21 protein-coding genes are annotated in these 22129 nt (G+C 58.2%); 10 read left to right on the forward strand and 11 right to left on the reverse strand.

Features of this window, described 5'->3' with window-relative positions; translation table 11 throughout:
* The first annotated feature begins 4 nt into the window (after positions 1 to 4).
* Positions 5 to 382, forward strand: coding sequence for a nucleotide pyrophosphohydrolase (locus AKL27_RS05970; protein ID WP_050461874.1), 378 nt, complete (start codon positions 5 to 7; stop codon positions 380 to 382).
* A gap of 75 nt (positions 383 to 457) precedes the next feature.
* Here AKL27_RS05970 and gdhA read toward each other — a convergent pair whose 3' ends face one another.
* A complete protein-coding gene (gene gdhA, locus AKL27_RS05975) occupies positions 458 to 1801 on the reverse strand; it encodes an NADP-specific glutamate dehydrogenase (protein ID WP_050461875.1) in 1344 nt (447 codons plus the stop codon).
* A 641-nt stretch (positions 1802 to 2442) separates the two neighbouring features.
* Between gdhA and AKL27_RS27050 the strand changes: the two genes are divergently transcribed.
* The 4 genes from AKL27_RS27050 (at position 2443) to AKL27_RS05995 (ending at position 7919) form a co-directional block, all read left to right on the forward strand.
* Positions 2443 to 2652 carry a protamine P1 domain containing protein gene (locus AKL27_RS27050; protein ID WP_232310910.1) on the forward strand — a complete coding sequence of 70 codons (210 nt, stop codon included), beginning with the start codon at positions 2443 to 2445 and terminating at the stop codon, positions 2650 to 2652.
* Between the two features lie 246 nt (positions 2653 to 2898).
* A complete protein-coding gene (locus tag AKL27_RS05985) occupies positions 2899 to 4218 on the forward strand; it encodes an MFS transporter (protein WP_050461877.1) in 1320 nt (439 codons plus the stop codon).
* A gap of 68 nt (positions 4219 to 4286) precedes the next feature.
* Complete coding sequence (locus AKL27_RS05990) at positions 4287 to 5123, forward strand: isocitrate lyase/PEP mutase family protein (RefSeq protein WP_050461878.1); 837 nt, start codon at positions 4287 to 4289, stop codon at positions 5121 to 5123.
* 561 nt (positions 5124 to 5684) lie between these two features.
* Entirely contained in the window at positions 5685 to 7919 is a 2235-nt protein-coding gene (locus AKL27_RS05995) for a TonB-dependent siderophore receptor (protein WP_198155895.1), read from the forward strand.
* Between the two features lie 22 nt (positions 7920 to 7941).
* Here AKL27_RS05995 and AKL27_RS06000 read toward each other — a convergent pair whose 3' ends face one another.
* Entirely contained in the window at positions 7942 to 9006 is a 1065-nt protein-coding gene (locus tag AKL27_RS06000) for a M29 family metallopeptidase (protein WP_050461939.1), read from the reverse strand.
* A 260-nt stretch (positions 9007 to 9266) separates the two neighbouring features.
* Here AKL27_RS06000 and AKL27_RS06005 point away from each other — a divergent pair, with 260 nt between their 5' ends.
* Complete coding sequence (locus tag AKL27_RS06005) at positions 9267 to 10865, forward strand: rhodanese-like domain-containing protein (protein ID WP_050461879.1); 1599 nt, start codon at positions 9267 to 9269, stop codon at positions 10863 to 10865.
* 31 nt (positions 10866 to 10896) lie between these two features.
* Here the strand turns inward: AKL27_RS06005 and AKL27_RS06010 are convergent, their stop codons facing one another.
* Positions 10897 to 11715 (reverse strand): 2-keto-4-pentenoate hydratase, encoded by an 819-nt coding sequence (locus AKL27_RS06010; protein ID WP_050461880.1) that lies wholly within the window; start codon positions 11713 to 11715, stop codon positions 10897 to 10899.
* A gap of 359 nt (positions 11716 to 12074) precedes the next feature.
* Between AKL27_RS06010 and AKL27_RS06015 the strand changes: the two genes are divergently transcribed.
* A complete protein-coding gene (locus AKL27_RS06015; RefSeq protein WP_050461881.1) occupies positions 12075 to 12902 on the forward strand; it encodes a class II aldolase/adducin family protein in 828 nt (275 codons plus the stop codon).
* Between the two features lie 95 nt (positions 12903 to 12997).
* The gene (locus tag AKL27_RS06020; protein ID WP_050461882.1) at positions 12998 to 14299 is read left to right on the forward strand and encodes an MFS transporter; all 1302 of its coding nucleotides are present in this window, start codon (positions 12998 to 13000) and stop codon (positions 14297 to 14299) included.
* A 67-nt stretch (positions 14300 to 14366) separates the two neighbouring features.
* Here the strand turns inward: AKL27_RS06020 and AKL27_RS06025 are convergent, their stop codons facing one another.
* Together AKL27_RS06025 and AKL27_RS06030 are read right to left on the reverse strand one after the other, a co-directional pair.
* Positions 14367 to 15278: a LysR family transcriptional regulator gene (locus AKL27_RS06025; protein WP_050461883.1), complete on the reverse strand. Its 912-nt coding sequence runs from the start codon at positions 15276 to 15278 to the stop codon at positions 14367 to 14369.
* 143 nt (positions 15279 to 15421) lie between these two features.
* On the reverse strand, positions 15422 to 16261 hold the full coding sequence (locus AKL27_RS06030; protein ID WP_050461884.1) for a hypothetical protein: 840 nt from the start codon (positions 16259 to 16261) through the stop codon (positions 15422 to 15424).
* Between the two features lie 79 nt (positions 16262 to 16340).
* Here AKL27_RS06030 and AKL27_RS27605 point away from each other — a divergent pair, with 79 nt between their 5' ends.
* Positions 16341 to 16631: a hypothetical protein gene (locus AKL27_RS27605; RefSeq protein ID WP_157056814.1), complete on the forward strand. Its 291-nt coding sequence runs from the start codon at positions 16341 to 16343 to the stop codon at positions 16629 to 16631.
* A gap of 70 nt (positions 16632 to 16701) precedes the next feature.
* On the opposite strand, the gene AKL27_RS06035 is transcribed toward AKL27_RS27605, so the two are convergent.
* A complete protein-coding gene (locus tag AKL27_RS06035; RefSeq protein WP_050461885.1) occupies positions 16702 to 17004 on the reverse strand; it encodes a hypothetical protein in 303 nt (100 codons plus the stop codon).
* Between the two features lie 35 nt (positions 17005 to 17039).
* The gene (locus AKL27_RS06040; RefSeq protein WP_232310911.1) at positions 17040 to 18089 is read right to left on the reverse strand and encodes a dienelactone hydrolase family protein; all 1050 of its coding nucleotides are present in this window, start codon (positions 18087 to 18089) and stop codon (positions 17040 to 17042) included.
* Between the two features lie 250 nt (positions 18090 to 18339).
* Here AKL27_RS06040 and AKL27_RS06045 point away from each other — a divergent pair, with 250 nt between their 5' ends.
* Positions 18340 to 18678, forward strand: coding sequence for a hypothetical protein (locus AKL27_RS06045; protein WP_050461886.1), 339 nt, complete (start codon positions 18340 to 18342; stop codon positions 18676 to 18678).
* A 73-nt stretch (positions 18679 to 18751) separates the two neighbouring features.
* Here the strand turns inward: AKL27_RS06045 and AKL27_RS06050 are convergent, their stop codons facing one another.
* From AKL27_RS06050 to AKL27_RS06065, 4 genes are all read right to left on the reverse strand, one after another.
* Positions 18752 to 19234: a nucleoside deaminase gene (locus AKL27_RS06050; protein WP_232310912.1), complete on the reverse strand. Its 483-nt coding sequence runs from the start codon at positions 19232 to 19234 to the stop codon at positions 18752 to 18754.
* A 9-nt stretch (positions 19235 to 19243) separates the two neighbouring features.
* Positions 19244 to 19873: a flavin reductase family protein gene (locus AKL27_RS06055; RefSeq protein ID WP_050461888.1), complete on the reverse strand. Its 630-nt coding sequence runs from the start codon at positions 19871 to 19873 to the stop codon at positions 19244 to 19246.
* A 20-nt stretch (positions 19874 to 19893) separates the two neighbouring features.
* Positions 19894 to 20979, reverse strand: coding sequence for a BMP family ABC transporter substrate-binding protein (locus AKL27_RS06060; protein WP_050461889.1), 1086 nt, complete (start codon positions 20977 to 20979; stop codon positions 19894 to 19896).
* Between the two features lie 305 nt (positions 20980 to 21284).
* Entirely contained in the window at positions 21285 to 21953 is a 669-nt protein-coding gene (locus AKL27_RS06065; protein WP_050461890.1) for a GntR family transcriptional regulator, read from the reverse strand.
* Between the last annotated feature and the right edge of the window lie 176 nt (positions 21954 to 22129).

Below are 22129 nucleotides of genomic sequence, written 5' to 3' on the forward strand. Positions count from 1 at the left end.
CGCCATGCCCGACCACATCCCCGCCCCCGACTCCGACCTGCTGCGCCTGCGCGACGTGATGCGCCAGTTTGCCGACGAACGTGACTGGAACCAGTTTCACACGCCCAAGAATCTGGCCATGGCCTTATCGGTGGAAGCCTCGGAATTGCTGGAACATTATCAATGGCTGCGCAGCGGCGAAGATGCCGAACTCGATGACCGGCAGCGCACCGGGATCCGCCATGAACTGGCCGATGTCTTGCTGTATCTGGTGCGACTGGCCGACAAGAGCGGCGTTGACCTGTATCGCGCGGCACTCGAAAAGATGGAATTGAACCGCCTGAAATATCCGGTCGGGCTGGCGCACGGCAGCGCCCGCAAATACACCGAATACGGCAACTAAGCGCAGAAACGACCGGGCCCCGCAACAATCCCTTGTTGCGGGGCCCGGAGCGGACAACCAACGCTCAGTTGACGATCAGTAAATGCCTTGCGCCAGCATGGCATCGGCCAGCTTGACGAAACCGGCGATATTGGCGCCATCGACGTAATTGACGGTACCGTCGGCACGCTTGCCGTGGTGGACGCAATTGGCGTGGATTTCCTTCATGATGCCGTGCAGACGCTCGTCCACTTCGGCATGGTGCCAGGACAGACGCAGCGAATTCTGCGACATTTCCAGACCCGAGGTAGCCACGCCGCCGGCGTTGCTGGCTTTGCCCGGTGCATACAGGGTGCCGGCTTTCAGGAACACATCCACCGCTTCCAATGTCGACGGCATGTTCGCGCCTTCGGCCACGCAGATGACGCCGTTGCGCACCAGCGTGGCGGCATCGTCGGCATCCAGTTCATTCTGGGTTGCACACGGCAAGGCAATCTGCACCGGGATATGCCATGGCCGTTTGCCGGCGTCGAATTGCAAATCGAACTGACGGGCGAAATCTTCGAGGCGGCCGCGTTGCACGTTCTTCAATTCTTTCAGCGCTTCCAGCTTTTCTTCATTGAAACCGTTCTTGTCGTACACGGTGCCGCCGGAATCGGATACCGCCACCACTTTGGCGTTGAGTTCCAGCGCTTTTTCCACCGCGTACTGGGCGACGTTGCCGGAACCCGAAACCGACACCGTCATGCCATCGAATGACTTGCCGGCGCGACGCAACATTTCTTCGGCAAAATAGACCGTGCCGTAACCGGTCGCTTCCGGCCGCATCAGACTGCCGCCATAGGCCAGGCCCTTGCCGGTAAAAGTACAAGCGGTATCGTTCGACAGTTTCTTCATCATGCCGGCCATGAAACCGACTTCGCGCGCGCCGACGCCGATATCACCGGCCGGGACGTCCGTATTGGCACCCAGATGACGATACAGTTCAAACATCAGCGCCTGGCAGAAGCGCATCACTTCGCCGTCGCTCTTGCCCTTCGGATCGAAATCGGAACCACCCTTGCCGCCGCCCATAGGCAACGTCGTCAGCGCATTCTTGAAAGATTGTTCGAAGGCCAGGAATTTCAGGATCGACAGATTGACCGACGGGTGAAAACGCATGCCGCCCTTGAACGGACCGATTGCCGAACTGTGTTGAATGCGGAAGGCACGGTTGATTTGCGTCTGACCGCGATCATCGACCCACGACACCCGGAATTGAATCACGCGCTCGGCTTCCACCAGACGTTCCAGCAAACCGTGCTCGGCATACTTGGGATGCTTTTTGATGAAAGGCCACAAGCTGATCATGACCTCCTTCACGGCTTGCAAAAATTCAGGCTGGTGCGGGTCGCGTTTAGCGACCATGGCAAGAAAGTCTTCCACAGTGGCGTAAGTCAAAATCTCTCCTCAGGTAACGATATCGAAACGGCAGCGCCAGGCAACGGGCGGCGAGCGCTGAATGTCAGGCGGATGCCAGACAGCGGCCAATGGGTTTTATTTTTATGCCAGGCCACTGGCTGAATTTAGGGAAAGTAATATAAAGCAATTCTCCCCAAAATAGGGCGATTGAATGGAAATTTATCGTCATTTCCTTCATTTTTTATAGAAATTTGGCTAGTACTCGCAATTATCCCGATACGCTCGCCGCGCTGCTGCCTGCGCGGCCACCGTACAAAAATACCGGTAACAAATTGAAAACCAGAATGCAGCCGATCAAAACGACTTCCCTGATATCCCTGCCCAGGGAGCGGCAGACGGGGAAAAATATTGCCATGCAGGCATCATCGCCGCTGCCTCAACTCGTTTTTCCAAAAAACGCCCCGAATTGATGCAGCAGCCGGCAGCCCCGACCGTGCTCGCCGGTGGCGGCGAATATCTCACCGGATTCTGCTTTACAAAGGTTTACCCGGTTTTACGCCGCGCTGAACAGCGGCCGCGCCTGCCATTGCTATGATCAACGGGTCGCCGTTTTCGCCATTCGCGACCACAGCATTGCCGTATTTCATCACCTGCATTCACAACAATCACGAGGGTTCATCATGATCACATCATCTGCTTCGTCGCATTCGAATACGCCGAACACCAACATTTACCAACCAATCAAAAATGCTGCCAGCAAGGTTGGCAGTGACATCAGCAGTGCCGCCAGCGCCACCGTCGACGCCGTCAAATCAGCTGCCACGGCGGTACAGAATGAAGTCACCGGCAGCAATACCAAGGTCGGCACGAACATCAACACCAAGGCCTGAATCACGCCAATTCTGACCGCCAGCAAAAGCGGTTACGCAAGACCTATGCAGCAGACATTGACGGCGGCGATGACTGGCGTTTTCAGCCAGCACCGCCGTCCGCTTCCCCCTCCGGCAACCGCCGCGACAAACTCGTATAATCAACTCCCCCGTACTGCACGGCAATCCTGAGCATCGACTCAGGGCCACGGGTGACAGCAGCAATCAACAATGCTGCAATAAAATAATTCCGCCAAAGGAGACAACATGGCTAACGCCAGTGTGGCAACACTTAGTGATGCCGATAGCGATATCGGCAAACGCGTCATCAGCAAACTGCATCGCAAGATCGTCTGGTATTGCTTCTTTCTGTTCATGATCAATTATCTGGATCGGGTCAACGTCGGCTTTGCCGCGCTCACCATGAACCAGGACCTGGGCCTGAGCGCCAAGGTATACGGCCTCGGCGCCGGCATCTTTTTTCTGGGCTACATCGCCTTTGAAATTCCCAGCAACATGATCTTGCACAAGGTCGGTCCGCGCATCTGGATCGCCCGCATCATGGTCACCTGGGGCATCGTCGGTTGTGCCATGGCCGCCATCGAGGGTCCATGGAGTTTCTATGCCTTGCGCTTCCTGCTCGGTCTGGCCGAAGCCGGATTCGCGCCCGGCATCCTGCTGTATCTGACTTACTGGTTTCCCAAGAAGGAACGCGGCAAAGCAGTGGCCGGATTCATGCTCGCCACCGTGCTGTCGTCGGTGGTCGGCGCTCCGCTGTCGGGTTACCTGCTCAGTTCAACCCACGGCTGGTTCAACCTGTCCGGCTGGCAGTGGATGTTCATCATCGAAGGATTGCCGGCGATCATCATGGGCATCGTCACCTTCTTCTATCTGGTCGACCGTCCCGAACAAGGCAAGTGGCTCAAGGACGATGAACGCAGCTGGCTGACTTCGGTGCTGGCGGCAGAACGCCAGCAAAGCGCAGCGCATTCGGAACATGAGTTCGGCGCCATCTTCCGCGACAAACGCATGTGGATTCTGACGCTGGTGTACATGTTCAACGCGGTGGCGATTTATGGCGTGGTGTTGTGGCTGCCGCAAATCGTCAAGAGTCTCGGCGGCCTGAACAACTTCCAGACCGGGCTGGTATCGGCATTGCCATTCCTGTGCGCGGCGGTTGGCCTGGTACTGGTGGCACGCAGTTCCGACCGGACTGGCGAACGCAAGATGCATACCGCCTGCGCCGGTTTGTTCGGCGGTGTGTTTCTGGCTGCCAGCGCCCTGGTGCCATCGCCAGTCGTCGGCCTGATTCTGATCTGCATCGCCGCCATGGGATTGTGGGCCACGCTGGGCGTGTTCTGGACATTGCCGACCCAGTTCCTGACCGGCGCTGCGGCTGCCGGCGGCATTGCCATGATCAACGGTTTCGCCCAGATCGGCGGCTTCATCGGCCCCTATCTGGTGGGCTGGATTCGCGAAACCACCCAGAGTTTTTCCCTGGCATTGCTGGCGCTGGCGATCAGTCCGATCATCGGCTTCTTCTTGTGCATGTCGCTGAAAATCAAGAACGACCGCGCCGCCGACTGACGGCATGCGGGTTGTCGCTGCAACGCGGCGACCCGCACACACCTTTTCATTTATCGGGATATAACCGCATGACACAAACGCTATCGCTGGCAGCACGATTGCGCCAACCGGGAATCGTTGTTGCCCCCGGTTGCCACGATGCGCTGGGCGCGCGCATCTTTGAACAGGCCGGCTTCGAAGCGGTCTACATGACCGGCAACGGTTTATCCGCCAGCCTGCTCGGCGCCCCCGACATCGGTTTGCTCGGCATGTCGGAAATGACCGAACGCGGCCGCGCCTTTGCCGCGACGGTCAAGGTCCCGGTCATCGCGGACGCCGATACCGGCTACGGCAATCTCAACAATGTCGAACGCACCGTACGCGATTACGAAGCCGCCGGGGTACAGGCGATTCATCTGGAAGATCAGGTCACGCCCAAAAAATGCGGTGCGATGAAAGGACTGGCGCTGATTTCGAAAGAAGAACACGCCGACAAAATCCGGGTAGCGGTACAGACCCGCAAGCATGCCGACTTCCTGATCATCGGCCGCAGCGATGCCCGCATCCCGCTCGGTCTCGATGAAGCAATTGCACGCGGTCAGGCCTATGCCGAAGCCGGCGCCGATCTGGTGTTGCTGGAAATGCTGCAATCGGAAGAAGAAATGCAGCGCGCCATCGCCAGTATTGACGCGCCGCTGATGTTCAACGCCGTCGATGGCAAGACGCCGCCGCTGACAGCGATGCAACTGGAAACCCTGGGCTTTCGCCTGCTCAGCTTCCCGATCTCATCCACCCTCGCCTACGCCCACATGATGCTGCGCTTTGCCGAACACATCAAACACACCGGCAACGCCTTCGGTTCACCAGGTGGCGCAGTCAGCATCGCCGAGTATGAAGCCTTGCTCGGCATTGCCAACTATCGTTGAAAGTATCGTGATGAGGCCAACATCCGTTGCGCCTCACCACGCGTCTGCCATGTGACCTCCGTTCGTGGCGAAAAGCCAGACGCCATGCACCATCGAGAAACTTCCCTCGACATCCGTCGTCACCGTCAATAGCAATTGATGCATTTGAATTTAGCATTCAGACCATTCAAGTTTCGTACTTCGTCCAGATAAATTACATAAATCAAAAGCACGCTTCAAAACGCTTGCGACACGAAAAAGCTGCCCCTAGAATTCAAACCCGAAACGCAGCCATTCAAGTATTCATCTGTATCGCTACCGGACTTTTCCTGCCGGGCAGGCTGATGCCGGAGCACGCCGGCGTCAGTCCGGTTTGATTTTCCGGCGAGCTCTGCACCTGTAATCACGTCTCACGTTTCTGCCCGGTTCCCTTCCCAGCCCTCCTGCGTCATTGCGCGGTCGCATCAGCTATATGGCTGGTCCTGTCCGCATCACCTTCACTCGTGACTACCAGACATGCCACCCACGGCAGGCGTACTCACGTTCCGCTTTATTGCATCCGGATCGAGAAAGAGAGGCATCATGGCATTACATCGTCCCGCAGTTTTCACTCCCCCCCCTCGTCACCGTCAGCATGTGATCGCCCGGCGCACAACCATGGCGTGCGCCGTCGCCGGCGTCACCGTGGCGCTGGCATGCAATGTGCAAGCCCAGGCTCCCGAAGCAACAGTGGCATCGCCAGGTTTGCCGCCGGTTCACGTCAACGCCGGTCACAAGAATGCAAACACCGAAGGCACTGCGTCCTACACCACCAACAGCATGAATACCGCAAGCAAGCTGGCGCTTCCGATCCGCGACACGCCTCAGAGCGTCAGCGTGATCACGCGCCAGCGCATGGACGATCAGGGCATGACCAATCTCAACGACGTCGTCAAATACACGCCCGGGCTGATCTTGCAAAAATACGGTAGTGAACGGCAACGTTTTTTCGCGCGCGGCTTCCAGATCGACAACATCATGTACGACGGCTTGCCGACCAGCATTTCCACCTACACGCAAGACGTGATTTCTTCCGCCGATACCGCCATGTATGACCGGGTGGAAATAGTGCGCGGAGCGACCGGCCTGATGCAAGGGGCCGGCAATCCTGCGGCGGCCATCAATCTGGTACGCAAGCGTCCGGCCATGACCCCGCAGTTGTCGCTGTCGGGCAGCCTCGGCAGTTGGGACAACTATCGTGCCGAAGTGGATGCCTCCAATCGCCTGAACGCATCCGGCAGCTTGCGCGGACGCGGTGTCGCGGCCTATCAGGACAAGGGCAGTTTTCAAGACAAGGTGTTCAAAAAGCAATCCGTGTTGTATGGCATGCTGGAAGCCGATCTGACCAGCAGCACCACCCTCAGCGTCGGTGCCTCGATACAAAATGACCGTAACCGCGCCGATTGGGGCGGCCTGCCGACAGCACGCAATGGCAACGATCTGCACCTGCCACGCGCCACGTTTCTGAGCAACGACTGGGCGAAATGGAACAAGCAAAACACCTTCCTGTTCGGCGAACTCGAACAGCGCTTCGACAATGGCTGGAAGCTGCGGCTGACTGCCAACCGGGTGCTGGCCAATCTGGACTTGCTCGGCACTTACCTGACGCCTGCCGGCAGCAGCGGATTCGCCCAGAACCATGGCGGGTTCAGGTACACCGACGATCAAAACAGCCTGGATATATATGCCACCGGCCCATTCCAGCTGCTGGGCCGCCAACATGAACTGGTGGTCGGCGCCAGTGACCGGCGCGAAAAATTCAACGGTACCGGGGACTTCGGCAGCAACGGCACGCTGGTCAATGTTCACGACTGGAATTCCAGCCTCGTTCCACCTCCCGCGCTCAATTACGCCAACTGGCATTCCGCTTCGGATGCCAAACAGCAAGGTGCTTATGCCAGCGCCCGCTTCAACCTGAGCAACCCGCTCAAACTGATTCTGGGAACACGACTTGATCGCTACGATTTTTCCAGCCAGTCGGTGTCGCGTGGCATCAGCAATTCGTCGGGGTACAAGATTACGCAGCACCTGACCCGCTACGCTGGCCTGATGTACGACCTCAACGATACATACGCGGTCTACGCCAGTTATACCGATATTTTCAAACCGCAAGGTCTGCGCGACCGCAATGACAAGATACTCAAACCAATTGTGGGCAGCAACAAGGAAATCGGCATCAAGGGGCAGTATTTCGATGGTACGCTCAACGCCAGTCTGGCGCTGTTTCAGATAAATCAGAATAATCGCGCCAAAAGAATGGATCTGACGGTATGCCCTAATCCCCTGAAGCCATGTTTTGAAGCCAGCGGCGAAGTTGAAAGCGTCGGCCTGGACATGGAAGTGTCCGGCGCGCTGACGGCGAACTGGCAAATGCAGGCCGGCTATACCTATGTCGATGCACGCTACCGGCAAGATGCCGTGGGTTCAAATATCGGGGCGCTGTTTGAACCGGCCACGCCGGCGCATCTGCTCAAACTCTCTGCCAGTTATCGCCTGCCGGCAAATCTGGAACGCTGGAGAATCGGCGGCTCGGTCAGCGCTCAAAGCGACACTTATAAAGTCAACGGCAGCGGCGCCAACAGCATTCACGTCAAACAAGGCGCTTACACCTTGTTCGATCTGATGCTGAGCTATCAGATGACCGCCAATGCCGAGCTGCGTCTGAACATCAACAATCTTTTCGACAAGCGGTATTACCAAAACCTGGGCAGCAACAGCTTCGCCAATGTCTACGGCGATCCGCGCAATATCCTGCTGACCGCGAAATGGAGCATGTAAGCCGGCGTAGCCGGGCAGGCGCTCAGACCTGCCACGCACCATCGCGATAAACCTGCGCCTCATCCAGCCAGACTGCGTCCGTTACCGCAAACACATCGATGTGGTAACGGGCCGTGGCGCGGCGGATGTTGGGCTTGCTGTAGACGCCGTGCTTGGCGCCGAGCGACAGATGGATGCCGCACATGCGTTCGTAAGTACCGATATCGCTGACCAGCCGCTCGCGCGAGAAGGCGCGGTTCATGCCGAACCCGAGTTCGCGCAGCCAGACCTCGCCTTCATCGGCACGGATATTGTTGAGCACCTGATCGAACTCGGCGGTGGAATCGATGACGTCGGTGACGCGGCCTTTGCTGATCACCAGCGTAATCGGTTGCGGCGGCCGGTTGACGTGAAATGCGGTATCGCCAAAGATGAAAATCCGTACCCGGCCATTGACCGCTTCCAGATCTTGCGCTTCAGTGAATACTTCACCGATGGGAAACTGGCCGCCGACATTATTCATGTCGCGGTAATCGCCGATATTCAGCTTGGCCGCTTCGAACGGTGAACCAAACACCAGCCGCTCGCCGCCGCTCTCGACCACGCCACCGCGCGCACTGTCGATGCGCGCTTTCAATGCATAACCGACAGCGCGGTAATACGCCGGATCGTAAGCCAGCGCATCGATGTAATACGCCGACTCCGGCCATGGCATGCGCGACAGATGCGGATGCTCGATTACCTTGAGGCCACGCTTGAACAATTCGACCCGGATACGGAATGCTTCCAGCCGGAAATTGGTGGACTGGATCAGGATCACCAGATCATCTGCGGCCAGCGTCGCAAACGCTGCCATCACCTGCTCCGGGCCGGTGCTGTCGAAATCGATGAAGGTCGCCGCCGGCAAACAGCGCCGGTATGCCTGCGTCAGTATCCCGGCCAGATCACAGCGGCTGTCGTACACCACCAGTGCCGCGTGCTCCCCGGTATGTTCAATCGCGATCGTCAGGACATCCTGCAAATGACGTTGGGCGCTACCGACGGCGGTGACGGCAAAGTCAGCCGCCGAAGCAGCGACGGGGGTGTGAGGGGAAATGGCAGTGGTCATGAAAATCGGTCCGGACAAACGGTGTGGCAGTGTCAGAATGCATTTCATCCATACCGTGCGGCGAGGGATGAAATGCGTGCCAAAACGGGATTATACGGCCTTGCCACGCACCGCCGGCAGCATTGCCAAAATGCAACCGGTCGCCACCAGGAGGCACGCAAGACGGCAACGAAACTGCTAAGCTATGGCACCAATTCTTCACGGGGATTGGCGTCGCTATCCGCCGTCGTCTACTTTTTCTTTCAAGCTGTCACTGTCCGATGTCCAAACTGGTCGACTCTCCTACCCTCAGGCACTGGTTGCACGACGGCGCCGAAATCGCGCTGTTCGATGTCCGCGAAGCCGGGCAATTCGGTGCCGCGCATCTGTTCTATGGCATTTCGCTACCCTACAGCCGGCTCGAACTCGATATCAGCAGACTGGCGCCGCGGCGCACGGTGCGTCTGGTGCTGTGCGACGACGATCAACGCATCGCCTTGCGTGCCGCCGAACGCCTGCTCGCGCTCGGCTACACCAACGTGCATGTCCTGGCCGGCGGCATCCGGCAATGGCAGGAGGGCGGACTGCCCGTGTTTGCCGGTACCAATGTGCCCGCCAAGGCCTTTGGCGAACTGGTGCAACAAACCTGTCACACGCCTGCGGTTGATGCGCCGACGCTGGCCGCCATGCTCCAGCGCGGCGACGACGTAATGGTGCTCGATGGCCGGCCGCTGAATGAATATCGCAAGCTCACGATTCCCGGCGCGGTCTGCTGTCCCAATGGTGAACTCGGTTATCGCGTGCACGAGATTGTCCGCAATCCCGCCACCACCATCGTCGTCAGTGGCGATGGCCGGAGCGGCGGCATCATTGGCGCCCAGACGCTGATCAACCTTGGTTTGCCGAATCCGGTGATGGCGCTGGAAAACGGCATCCGTGGCTGGTATCTGGCAGAGTTGGAACCGGAGCATGGCAGCAGCCGGCGTTATCCGGAACAACTGTCGGAGGCCGCCAAAGGCGCGGCGCGCAAAGGCAGCCGCCAGATCGCAAAGGATTTCGGCATCCGCGAAGTCGATGCGCTGACGCTTTCGGGCTGGCAAGCGGCGAACCAGCAATCGGTATTTTTATGCGATGTGCGTACCCCGGCTGAATTTGCCGCCGACAGCCTGGCCGGTGCGCAATCGGCACCGGGCGGGCAATTGGTGCAAGCCACCGACCAGTATGTCGGCGTGCGTCACGCCCGGATCGTGCTGTTCGACAATGATGGCATCCGGGCGCCGCTGGTCGCCAGCTGGCTCCAACAATCGGGACATCAGGTCTGGGTCTTGCGCGGCGGCCTGCAATGCGGCTTGCCGCTGCGCAAAGCCGGCAAGGTCAAGGCGCTGACGACGGTGCTGCCGCTGACCAGCGTCGATGAACTGGCCGCAGGTCTGGCAGAGCGCCGCTTGCGCGTGCTGGATGTACGCAACAGCATGGCTTATCGCCGGGCCCATATTCCCGATACGGTGTGGGGCATACGTCCGCATTTGCCCGATCTGGCCGCGTTTGCCGACGGCTGCGATGTGGTGCTGGCGGGCGATGACGATGGCGTCGTGGCGCTGGTGGCGCAAGAATGGCGCGCCGGCAATCCCGATGCTGCCGCCATCACATTGTCACAACTGATCGGCGGCTTCGATGCCTGGACCGCAGCGCAATTGCCGACGGCCAGTACCCCGGCGCTGCCAGCAGATGCGGACTGCATCGATTTTCTGTACTTCGTGCATGACCGCCTTGACGGCGACAACGATGCCGCGCGCCAGTATCTGCAATGGGAAGCCGGCTTGCCGGCGCAACTCGATCCGCAAGAGCGGGCAGCATTTCATCTGCCGCCAATGGCTTGATCCGGTCGTTGCCGTGAGACCGGCAGCGGCATCAAGCGGTGAAGCTGACTTCCAGCCCCGGCAACGCGATGCCTTGTACTTCGGTGCGCCATGTTTCGCCGGCCTGCAACGGAAACGCGGCAGTCAGCGTGCCGGTGGTGATCAATTCATTGGCTTGCAGTGGCCGCCGCACGGCCTGCGCCTCAATCGCGGCGATCAGATGCGCCACGGCGGACAAGGGACTGCCCAGTACATTGGCGCCGGTACCGCTTTCGCGTAATGCGCCGTTGCACGACAGCGCCACCGAAAAATTCGCCAATACCGCCAGCGGGTCCTGGCCCAAACCGGCCACCGGCAACGGTTTTCCGACCAGCAGCAGGCCATGCAAGGCCGAATCGGCAACCGCATCGGCGGCCGTGAATTTCCAGTCAGGATAATGCGATTGCACGATTTCAAAGGTGTGCGCGACCCAATCGATGCACGCCAGAATTTGCAGCAAGTCGCCATTGACCGGCGGCGCCGTATGGAAATGCACCGCCAGTTCCGGCTCGATCTTCGGCTGCGTCAGATGGCCGATGCGAATGCTGGCCGACGCCTCCTTGAGGTACACCACGGTGTGTTGGTACATGTAACCCCATACCGGCTGCTCCACGCCATAGCGCGCCAGCATGGCCGGGTTGGTAAAGCCGATCTTGCGCCCGGCGGCGACCGCCCCCTGCTGCACCCGCTCGCGATGCAGCCAGTCGGCCATGGCATAGCCGGCGGTCAGATCGAAACCGGGCAGTTGCGCCGTGATCGGATCGATTTGCTGCGATTGCTGTTGCGCCTGTTGCAATTGACGGGCGGCAGATTCCGGATTGATGGTTGTCACTGCGGGTCTCCATAAGGAATGCAGAAATTTCTGCTGATCAGTCTATTCTGCGAGCGCGACGATGCCTTTCGCAAGCGAGAATATTTCAAGCGAGATGGTTCGGGGATGCGATTTATTTCACCTGCGCCAGCTGCCACGGCACATGTAACGGTGGCACATTTTCATGGCAAACCGATCACATTGCGAACGCCGGACATGGCACCGGTTCATCCCTGTATCGCCGTCACCGGCTCCGCGCGATGGGCACCGATACCCCCTCGATTCCCCCCTCCGCCGGCATAAGTCCTATTCGGCCGGGCTGTATAATGATTCGAAAGTGCAGACCTATAATCGGCTCTCCATCAAACGAGGAGACCCGCATGCTCACCGAATCCGTCACAGACACCGTCGAAAAAAAATCCGTCTATCAACCACGCCAAGAAGGGTTGATCTTTCCCAAAGAACCGGTCTTTACGTCCTTCGCCGCCGAACGGCAACATCGCAAAGAGCGTCTGGCAGCAGCTTGCCGCCTGTTCGCGATCCATGGTTTCAGCTTCGGCTTCGGCGGTCATCTGACGGTGCGCGACCCGGAATTTCCGGAACTGTTCTGGACCAATCCGGTATGCGTACCGTTTTCCATGGTCAAGGTTTCGATGCTGGTGCAAGTCGACCACAGCGGCAAAGTTGTACAAGGCGATTACGCCATCAATCAGGCCGGTTATGTCTTGCACTCGGCGATCCATGAACTGAATCCGGATGTGGTGGCATCCTGCCATGCGCATACCGTGCATGGCGGTGCGTGGGCTTCGATGGGCCGTGCGCTCGATCCGATCACGCAGGATGCCTGCATGTTTTACGGCGACCATGCGGTACTCACCGAAGGCGCGGGCAAGGTGCCCGTGGCCGGCGAATCGGGCAATCCGGTAGCGCGGGCCTTTGCCAGCAACAAGGCGGTGATTCATCAAAACCACGGTTTGCTGACCGCCAGCCGCCATAGCATCGACGATGCCTGCTGGCACTTCATTGCACTCGATCACGTGTGCCGCATGCAATTGCTGACCGAAGCAGCGCCGATCCGGCCCAAAACCATTGATCCCGAACACGCGGCATACTCGCGTCAACATCTCGGCAATGAATTCATCGGCTGGCTGCACTTCCAGACCCTGTTCATGGAAGTCTCGCACAAGCAACCCGATCTGTTCGACTGAGCGCACGGCAGGCAATCCCCGGCAACACCCACGATACTCCCGGCATCCATGACCGGGAGACGTACTCTAAAAATTACAAGTAGTCAGGAGACAACATGACAACTGCATATACCAGCACGGCGGTCGCTGCCGACGACAGCGGCGACGTGTACAAAAAGGCGTATTGGCGACTCTTGCCGCTGATACTGATTTGCTATCTGGTCGCGTATCTCGACCGTGTCAATGTCGGCTTTGCCAAACTGCAAATGCTTGACGCCCTCAAATTCGACGATGCCATTTACGGTTTCGGTTCCGGCATTTTCTTTATCGGTTATCTGATCTTCGAAGTCCCGAGCAACATGATCTTGCGCAAGGTCGGCGCGCGGGTCTGGATTGCCCGCATCATGATTACCTGGGGACTGATCTCGGCTTGCATGCTGCTGGTGAAAACGCCGATGCAGTTTTATGTCGCGCGTTTCCTGCTCGGGGTGGCGGAAGCCGGCTTCGCACCGGGCATCATGTACCTGCTGACACTGTGGTTTCCCGCCCAACGTCGCGGTCGCGCCATGGCAATCTATGTGATGGGGGCACCGCTGGCCTTCATTATCGGCGGCCCGGTTTCGGGCTGGATACTGAGCGCCTTTCATGGCGTGGCGCCGCTGGCGGCATGGCAATGGCTGTTTCTGGTGGAAGCGATTCCGGCCGTGATACTCGGCTTCGTGGTGTATTTCTATCTGGTCGATGATTTCCGCAATGCGCGCTGGCTCAACGCCACCGAAAAAGAACAGATCGCGGCTGATCTGCGCGCCGACAACGCCACCAAGGTCGATCACGGCAGCGTGCGGGAATTTCTCGGCAACACCAAATTATGGGTATTCGTGCTGATCTATTTCTGTCTGATCATGGGCCTGTACGCGGTCGGCTTCTGGATGCCGTCGCTGATCAAACGCTCCGGCATTGCTGATCCGCTGTGGATCGGATTGTATTCGGCCATTCCCAATATCGTCGCGGCCGCTGCGCTTTACCTTTCCAGCAGGAGCGCCGACCTGACCGGCAAGCGTCGTCTGCATTTTGCGCTGTTCATGTGCATCGCCGCAGTGGGCCTGTGTGCCAGCATGCTGATTGACGGCGGTCCGCTGATCACCATCATCTGCCTGTCGCTGGCGGCATCCGGCGTGTATTCCTGCATCGGTTTGTTCTGGGCGCTGCCGACCAGCATGTTTGTCGGCACATCGGTAGCAGCGGCGCTGGCGTTCATCAACTCGTTCGGCAATATCGCTGGCTTCGTGTCGCCGTATCTGGTCGGCTGGCTCAATGTGTCGCTCGGACGTACCGATGTCGGCATGTATATCATCGGCATATTCCTGGTCTGCGGCGCCCTGATCACGATGGCCTTGCCGAAGACACTGGACAAATAGAACCGCAACCGCTGTCCCGCAGCACATCACAGCCTGCCCCGCTCATGCCGGGCGGGCTGTTTTCATGTCAGGCGATCCATGGCGGTTGTTTGAATTTGTCGATCAGGAAATTGATGAAGGCCCGCACGCGCGGATGAATATGCCGTTCCTTGGCATAGACGGCATAGATGGCGGTGTCGTCGGCGGCCTGGAAATCGCTCAGCAACGGCACCAGCAATCCCTTCCTGATCGCCGGTATTGCAAAGTGTTCCGCCATGCGCGTCAGGCCGACGCCGGCCAGACACAATTCAACCGACGTCATGCCGGTACTGAATTGAAAATTGCCGTGGATGTTGACGCTGATGCGCTTGCCATCGACCATGAACGGCCAGTGATTGAGATGGTCCATCGGCGCTTCCCACAACAGGCAGTTATGCGCCGTCAGATCCTGTGGCGTTTGCGGTGTACCGTGCCTGGCAATATACGACGGCGCCGCCACCACGATACGCTGCAGGTGACACAGCTTTCTGCTCAACAGCATGGAATCCTGCAACTGTCCCATCCGAATGGCGACGTCGAAACCGTTGCCGATGATATCGACCAGCGTATCCGAGATCGCCAGCCGGACCCGCATGCCGGGATAGGTCGCCAGGAATTCCGGCAGCAGCGGCACGATCTGATCCATGCCGAATGAACTGGCGGTGGTGATCCGGATATCGCCGCCGGGCGCGGCACCGGTAGCAGAGATTTGTCCTTCGGCTTCGTCCAGCTCGGCCAGAATGCGGTTGCAGGATGCCAGGAATTGCGCGCCCTCTTCGGTCAGCCGCATCTGCCGCGTCGAACGTCGCGACAGCGCCACGCCCAGGCGTTTTTCCAGATTGCTGAGAGTCTTGCTCACGAACGGCTGGCTGGCGCCAAGTGCATGCGCGGCGGTAGTAAAACCGCCATGTTCGGCCACGGCTTTGAATACCGTCATTTCCAGCAAACGCTCGTCTTTCATGGTCCGGTCTCGTATCCGTGATTGGTGTCAACTCACTGCAAGTCTAACGCCGGATGGCACTCCGATTCAAAAAATAAATGCGCGGCACCAATGAAAACGGCTCCCTTGCAGAAGCCGTCGGGTGAACTGTCTGTGGCAACCGCTTATTGCGCCAGTTGCAGATAGGCCGGATCGAGACGATAACTCTGAATCTTGGGGTGATTGACGAAGAATTGCCACATCTCGGATTCTGACGCAAACGGCACCATGCCATAACTGGCATCGAGCTTCCTGACCACTTCCAGCAAGGTCAGCGGCGTCGCATAAGTGCGCACCACGGGATTGGCGTCATAACGCTTTTTCTGTTGCGTGGCGATCATCCACAACAAGGGCCGCCACCACGAATAGGAAAAGTCGAAGCGCTCGATCAATTTGTCGTTGTCGCTGCGCCCGGTCAGCAAGGTAAAGAAATTGATCAGTTCGTCGAGCTTGTAACGATAGCGCTGCTCTTGCAGCACGAACTCGTCGCGCGTCTTGCAGTAGCTGGCGGCCGCAACCTTGTCCCAGCAAGCGTCGGAAAACGGCATCTGTTCGGCGACGAAAAAGCGACTGGCCACGAAATCGCAATATTCCTTGCTGGCCACGCACGGAATCAATACGCTCATCGAGGAATCTTTGACGCCCTGAAAATATTCGCTGCAATACGTCTGAAACAGGTCCAGCACGGCACGTTCATCGGCATGGGCCGCCATCTTGACGCTGGCCTGCGCCAGGCGGCTGTTGGCTTCGGCGGTTTCCTGAATCTGCTTCTTGGCACCTTCCATATCCCGATATTGCAGATAAATGGTCGCGATCAGACCGCAAAATGCCAGACCGGCAAACAAGGCATTGACACTGGAAAAGACATCCGACAGCGGCTGCGTTGTATGACCTTGCAAAAAACCGGGTTCAAAAGCGACCAGCCAGCCACCGGCCCAGATCCCCAGAATCAGTGTAGAACTCATTTCATAAATAGCCGCGAGTGCGAACGGCCTATTTGGGATGTAGTGCAAGGCGTCGTCGCGCAGCCAAGAGTGGATTCTCTTGGCAAGCGGCGCAACGCAGCAATACGCCCAAATAGACCGTTCCCTGCGGGTACTTGCCGGAAGTGCCGCTGGCCGCGTTGCACTCCTTACGCATAACACCGCTATGCGACGCGTCGCACGCCTTGCCAGCGACGCTTCGGGCAAGTACGCATCGCGCGGTATTTATGAAATGAGTTCTAGTAATCAGGATCACCGGATAAAACATCCGGATCCGAAACCAGAACGTATCAAGCGCAGCATTATTCATCGATTCCCCTTTGGCTTTTTTGATCGACAAAAGGATAAATGAAATTGCCGGTATGCACCGCTTTCGCCCCGAATATTGTTTTGGCCGTGGCATCTGTCAAGGTCGCTTGTTGCTATACCGGGAAATAGCCTTGCTTGCCCAGTACCTGAATCTGCTTTGCGCCTTCCTGACGCAGACAGGCGGTCGCTTCGGCAAACATCGCCGTGTTGAAATCGGACGGTTGCGGCAGGCGCCAAGCCCGCCCGGTGCGCATCTTCAGGAAATGCGCATGCTCCGGTTCATCGCTATAACGTCGTGCGACATAGCTGACCTCACCCTCTGAAAACGCATAGATGTCATATTCATAGTAATAATCGTGCCAGCCGTTTGCATCAGGTTCGCTGGCATCGATGTGATGTGTCTTGACGATTTCCATGCGTGATCCTCGTGTTCACCTGCTGTCACAGACCATCAATTGATCATGTTGATCTTGCGCAGAAACGCCTCGATATCCTGCTTCGCCATCTCCCGATAGCGGGTATTTGCAGCGCCGAACGTCACGCCCCGGCTCACGCATTTCTTATAGAATTCGCCCACCTTGGCCGCCGGCAACAATTCGCCGCTGCCGGTAATGTGCCGCGTCCAGGTCTTGAGATCGATTTCCAGCACGGCGCAATCGCGGGAAGTGGTTCCCAGGCCGTCGTATTTGACGCCATAGTCGCCGTCAAAGCCGTGATTGGCGCCATCGTAGACGCGATAGTCAATCACGCCCGGGTATTCCTGCTGCATGTCAGTGATCAGCCCGACACATTGTGCTGCCGGCGTGTAGTTGTCGCTGCCGCCCAGCAAAAACAGCATCGGCGCACCGGTCTTGTCGAAGCTGTTGTTCTTGCGGTAGCGCCCATCCTGACAGCCGACATACATGGGGATGTGAAATGCGAATTGCAGATTCTTGTGTTGCGGCAATACGTTATCGCGGAAGGTCAGCGTGGCGGTTTCATTGGCGGCGTTGCCACCACGGCTGAAACCGATGATGCCGATCCGGTTCGCATCAAAACGCGCATCTGCGGCCAGGAATGCCAGCGCATGGAAGGCATCCACCGTATTGGCGGCACGGCTCACGAGCGTCTGATCATCAACGGTACGGGTCACGCCGCGCGGCGTGAAGGAGTCCACCACGAAGGTGGCGAAACCGAGCTGATTGAAATACGGCGCCCAGAAATTGCGTTCCTTCGGTTCGACGCCGCCACTGCCATGGGCAATCACCATTACCGGTATCTTGCCGGCGACCGCCACCGTCGGCATGCTCAGATAGCCGAAGATTTCACGCGGCTTGCCGCTGCCGAGCGCCATTTGATACTTGTCGGAAAAATCGGCAGAGGGGAAGGTAATTTTTTCATCGGCATGTGCGCGCGCCGTCAGCAGCGATAACGACAGTAACAGGCCAATTCCGCCATGTCGGTAACAGCTGCGCACTATCGATGAAAAGAACGGATATGGCATACGGCGTGGCTGGATCATGATTTCCCCATAATGGCTGCAGCACTGGCAAAAAGCGCCACCTATTCTACAAAATCCGGTGATCTTGCGCCGCGGCACATTCTGTCCGTCCGCAGCACCGGCCACCGGCAAGGCCGCCGGGCCTGCACCACTGGTCCGTCACATCACGACACCCTGTCCGAAACGACCAACACGCTTGTCTGAAACGGACAAGCTTTTGTCGCGAACGCCATTCGGTATTTTCCTACTATCAAAACGTCCCGCAGCACAAATGCGAGATCGACCGCCGGTCGCCCTGTCCATTTTTCACGCCGCCATCATGAAAACCATCAATACCCGAAGTGATATCCGCATGGGCTTTGCATGGTGGGAACGACTCGGCCATGCCATCCGCAAATCAATGAAAGGGGACGTCATGTTACCCGCATCCGAACATGTGTTTTATTTGCTGTGCGACCTCGATGATGCCTTCGCCGATCTTTCGATTGCGATGGATAAATGGCATATCGAACTGGAAAAAGGCAATTTCGATGCCGACAATACTGCGGTCTTGACAGTGCTGGAAACCATTCGCTCACTGCTGGACCAGATCAACAAGGATCAGGTCTAGGCATCACTGTTACAGCGTGTCACGGTGCTAGTTGCAGCGGCATCTGATCCAACCGGCATGGTTCGCCACAGCATCAAGCTGATGCGAATTTCCTTAACACGGCATATGCCTCATCACCGAGCAGGGGACCATCGACCTGCATCGCCGGGCTCGCTCCGGTCAATACCTCGGCACAGGTTTTCGGCAATAACGGCCCGCCCAATGCCTGTGCGATCTGCGCCTGCGATGCGGCGTACACCACACGCCTGATGCCGCCCCAGAACATGGCCCCGCTGCACATCGCACAGGGTTCGCCGCTGGCGTATACGGTAGCCCCTTGCAGTGCCGCCAGTCCCAGTTTTTTCTGTGCCTCGCGCACCAACACCAGCTCGGCATGACCGGTGCAATCGGCGGCGCTGTTCTGGTTGTTGGCGGCCACCAACAGCAGCTCGCCCTGCGCCGATACCAGCGTTGCGCCAAACGGCATGTCGCCCGCCGCCAGTGCCTGCGCAGAGGCGTCAATCGCCAGCCGCATGGCATCGGTTTCATTGGCCTTGAATGTCATTGCTACGCTCACAATTGCTCCTCACAGTTCATCGATGGGGGTGGAACCGGCCTGCGCCTGTTCCAGTGAAAACCGCTCGCCGGTCTTGACGTAAAAACTGGCGCCGAAACGCCCGACCGGATGATAGTCTTGCAGGCGTACCCGCCACAACTCGGTATCGACCAGACCGTCGCGCGCCGCCAGCCACTGTACGCGACCGATGAAAATATAACGACTGGCGGTTTCCAGTTTCTCGTGCAGCACACATTCAAATGCGACCGGCGCTTCCGCGATACGCGGCGGCCGGATGCTTTGCGACGGCACCGCGTGCAAACCGCTGTGCGCCAGTTCACTGACACTGGACGGCAGGCGATCACCGCAGGCATGCATCTGTTCGCACATTGCTTCATCCGTCAGATGCACCACGAATTCACCGCTGCGCAGAATGTTGGCAGCGGTGTCTTTCAAGCTGCCGTCCTGCAACCGGTTGATACTGACCATCACGATCGGCGGATCCTCCCCCACCATGTTGAACATGCTGAAGGGAGCGGCATTGATGGTGCCGTCCTCGCCCAAGGTGGTGATCAGCGCAATCGGCCGTGGCACGATCAGGCTGGCCATCAGCTTGTAACGCTGATAACTGCCCAGTCCGGAAAAATCGATTTCAGTCATATGCTTCACTCATCCGTGTTTCAGGGTTGTTTGCCCTGTATCCCTTCGACATACCATTTCAATGTCCACAGCTCCGATTCCGGCACGCTTTTACCGGCGGCCACCTGCAACTGACCGGCTTGATTCCTGATCGGACCGGAAAACGGTAGCAGCGTGCCGGCGATGATGTCCTGGCGCCGCTGTTCGACCTGCGTCACCACCTCTTTCGGCAGCGCCGGATTGAGCGGCGCCAGTTGGACGATGCCCTCTTTCATGCCCCACTTGGTATCTTCCGATTTCCATTTCCCTTCCAGCACCTGACGTACCTTGTGCACGTAGTACACGCCCCAGTTCAATACATTGCCGGTCAGATGCGCATCCGGACCAAAGCGGCGCATGTCGGAATCCTGACCGAAGGCATACAGCTTGCGGCTTTGCGCCACCTGTACCGCCGCCGGTGAATCGGTGTTCTGGTAGAACGTATCGACACCCTGCGCCACGAGCGTCTGCGCGGCGTCGCGCTCCAGACCGGGGTCATACCAGGCATTGATCCAGACGACCTTGGCATTCACCTTGGGATTGACACTGCGCGCACCGAGCACGAAGGCATTCAGATTGCGGATCACTTCCGGGATCGGGATCGGCGCGATGTAACCCAGCGTATTGGTTTTGGTCATGCGGCCGGCGATGGTGCCAAGCAAGTAGGCACCCTCATAAAACCGCGTCTGATAAATACCGACATTGCGTGCACTCTTGTAGCCGGAACAGTGTTCAAAAATTACCTCCGGATATTCTGCGGCGACCTTGATCACCGGATTCATGAAGCCGAACGATGTGGCAAAGATCATCTTGCAGCCGTCGTCGATCAATTGCCGCATCACGCGCTCGGCTTCCGGCGTTTCCGGCACCCGCTCGACAAATACGGTTTCGATCTGCGCGCCGAATTCGCGCTCCAGCATGCGACGGCCAAGGTCATGCTGGAACGACCAGCCAATATCGGCCACCGGACCGGAATAGATGAAACCGATCTTCAGGCGCGGTACCGCACTGGTCGCCGCCATGACCGGCGCGGACAGAGATGACAGGGCGGCAGCGCCCGACGCTAACAGAAATTCACGACGTTTCATGGCAACAAGGCTCCTCACATGGATACCCGGGCACCCGCCCGGTATTGTATACATGCAATTTGAATGCCAGCCCATGTTTATTCACAATACATTGATTTATATATGTATTTTTACAAAAACATGATTGTATACATTTTCCAAAAATGTGCAAACCGAGGCAATCGCACCGGGCGTATGCGCATTGCGTGGTTTTGGTGCGCAACCGGACGGCAATCCATCTGAAGGTGGAAAGCGATGGAAAGAAGGAATGGGACAGGTACCGGAACAGGCGAGCAGATTGCCGCGCAGCGCGGGGATGACGCCGGTTATTGCCCGGGCAACTGCGCCGGCAATTGCAGCCGCGCTTCCAGCGCCAGCAAATGGCGCTCCATTTCCGCCGCCGCGCCATTGCCATCGCGCAGCGACAGCAACTCCACCAGCCGCGCGTGTTCGTCATGTTCGCAACTGGCTTCACCGGGCGCCTCATACAGCGCAACGATCAGCGAGCAGCGCGTCATCAGTTCAGTCAGCATGCGCTGCAAGACCTGATTGCCGGACAACTCGGCCAATGCCAGATGAAAGCCGCCGGCCAGCGCCACCCAGCGCGGATGATCCTGCTGGTGCAAAGCCTCGTGCTCGGCCCGCAAGCGCTGCTTGAGGCGCTCGACGTCACCGTGATCAATGCGCCGCGCCACCTCGCGCACGATCGCACCTTCGATGGCGCGCCGGGCCGCGAAAACGTCTCGTGTCTCCTTGGGACCGGGCGTGGCAATTGCCGCGCCCTTGTTGGCGACGATATCCACGATCTGTACTTCCGACAAACGGCGCAAGGCCTGACGCACGACGGTGCGACTGACACCGAACTGCTCGCACAAGCTGGCTTCCTGCAAGCGCGTGCCCGGCTGCAAACGACCATGCATGACGCCATTGAAGATAGCGTCATAGACCACCTGATCCAGCGTTTCAGCGTTGTCGGTACTGCGTTGTGTTTTCATGAATGCGTGTCAATGGAGCAAAGCGATGAGGCCGGGCCGGCGTTGCAAGCAACGGCCGGCAACGAGACATGAATCATAACGTGAATGGCTTGTTATGCGCGAATCATGCAGAATGCAACACAGGAACTCATCACGGCTGACCGGGCTCTCTGTTCAACTGCGGTCCGCCGCCGGCA

Origin of the sequence: Herbaspirillum autotrophicum, from assembly GCF_001189915.1 — a bacterium.
In the GTDB taxonomy this organism is placed as follows: domain Bacteria; phylum Pseudomonadota; class Gammaproteobacteria; order Burkholderiales; family Burkholderiaceae_D; genus Herbaspirillum; species Herbaspirillum autotrophicum.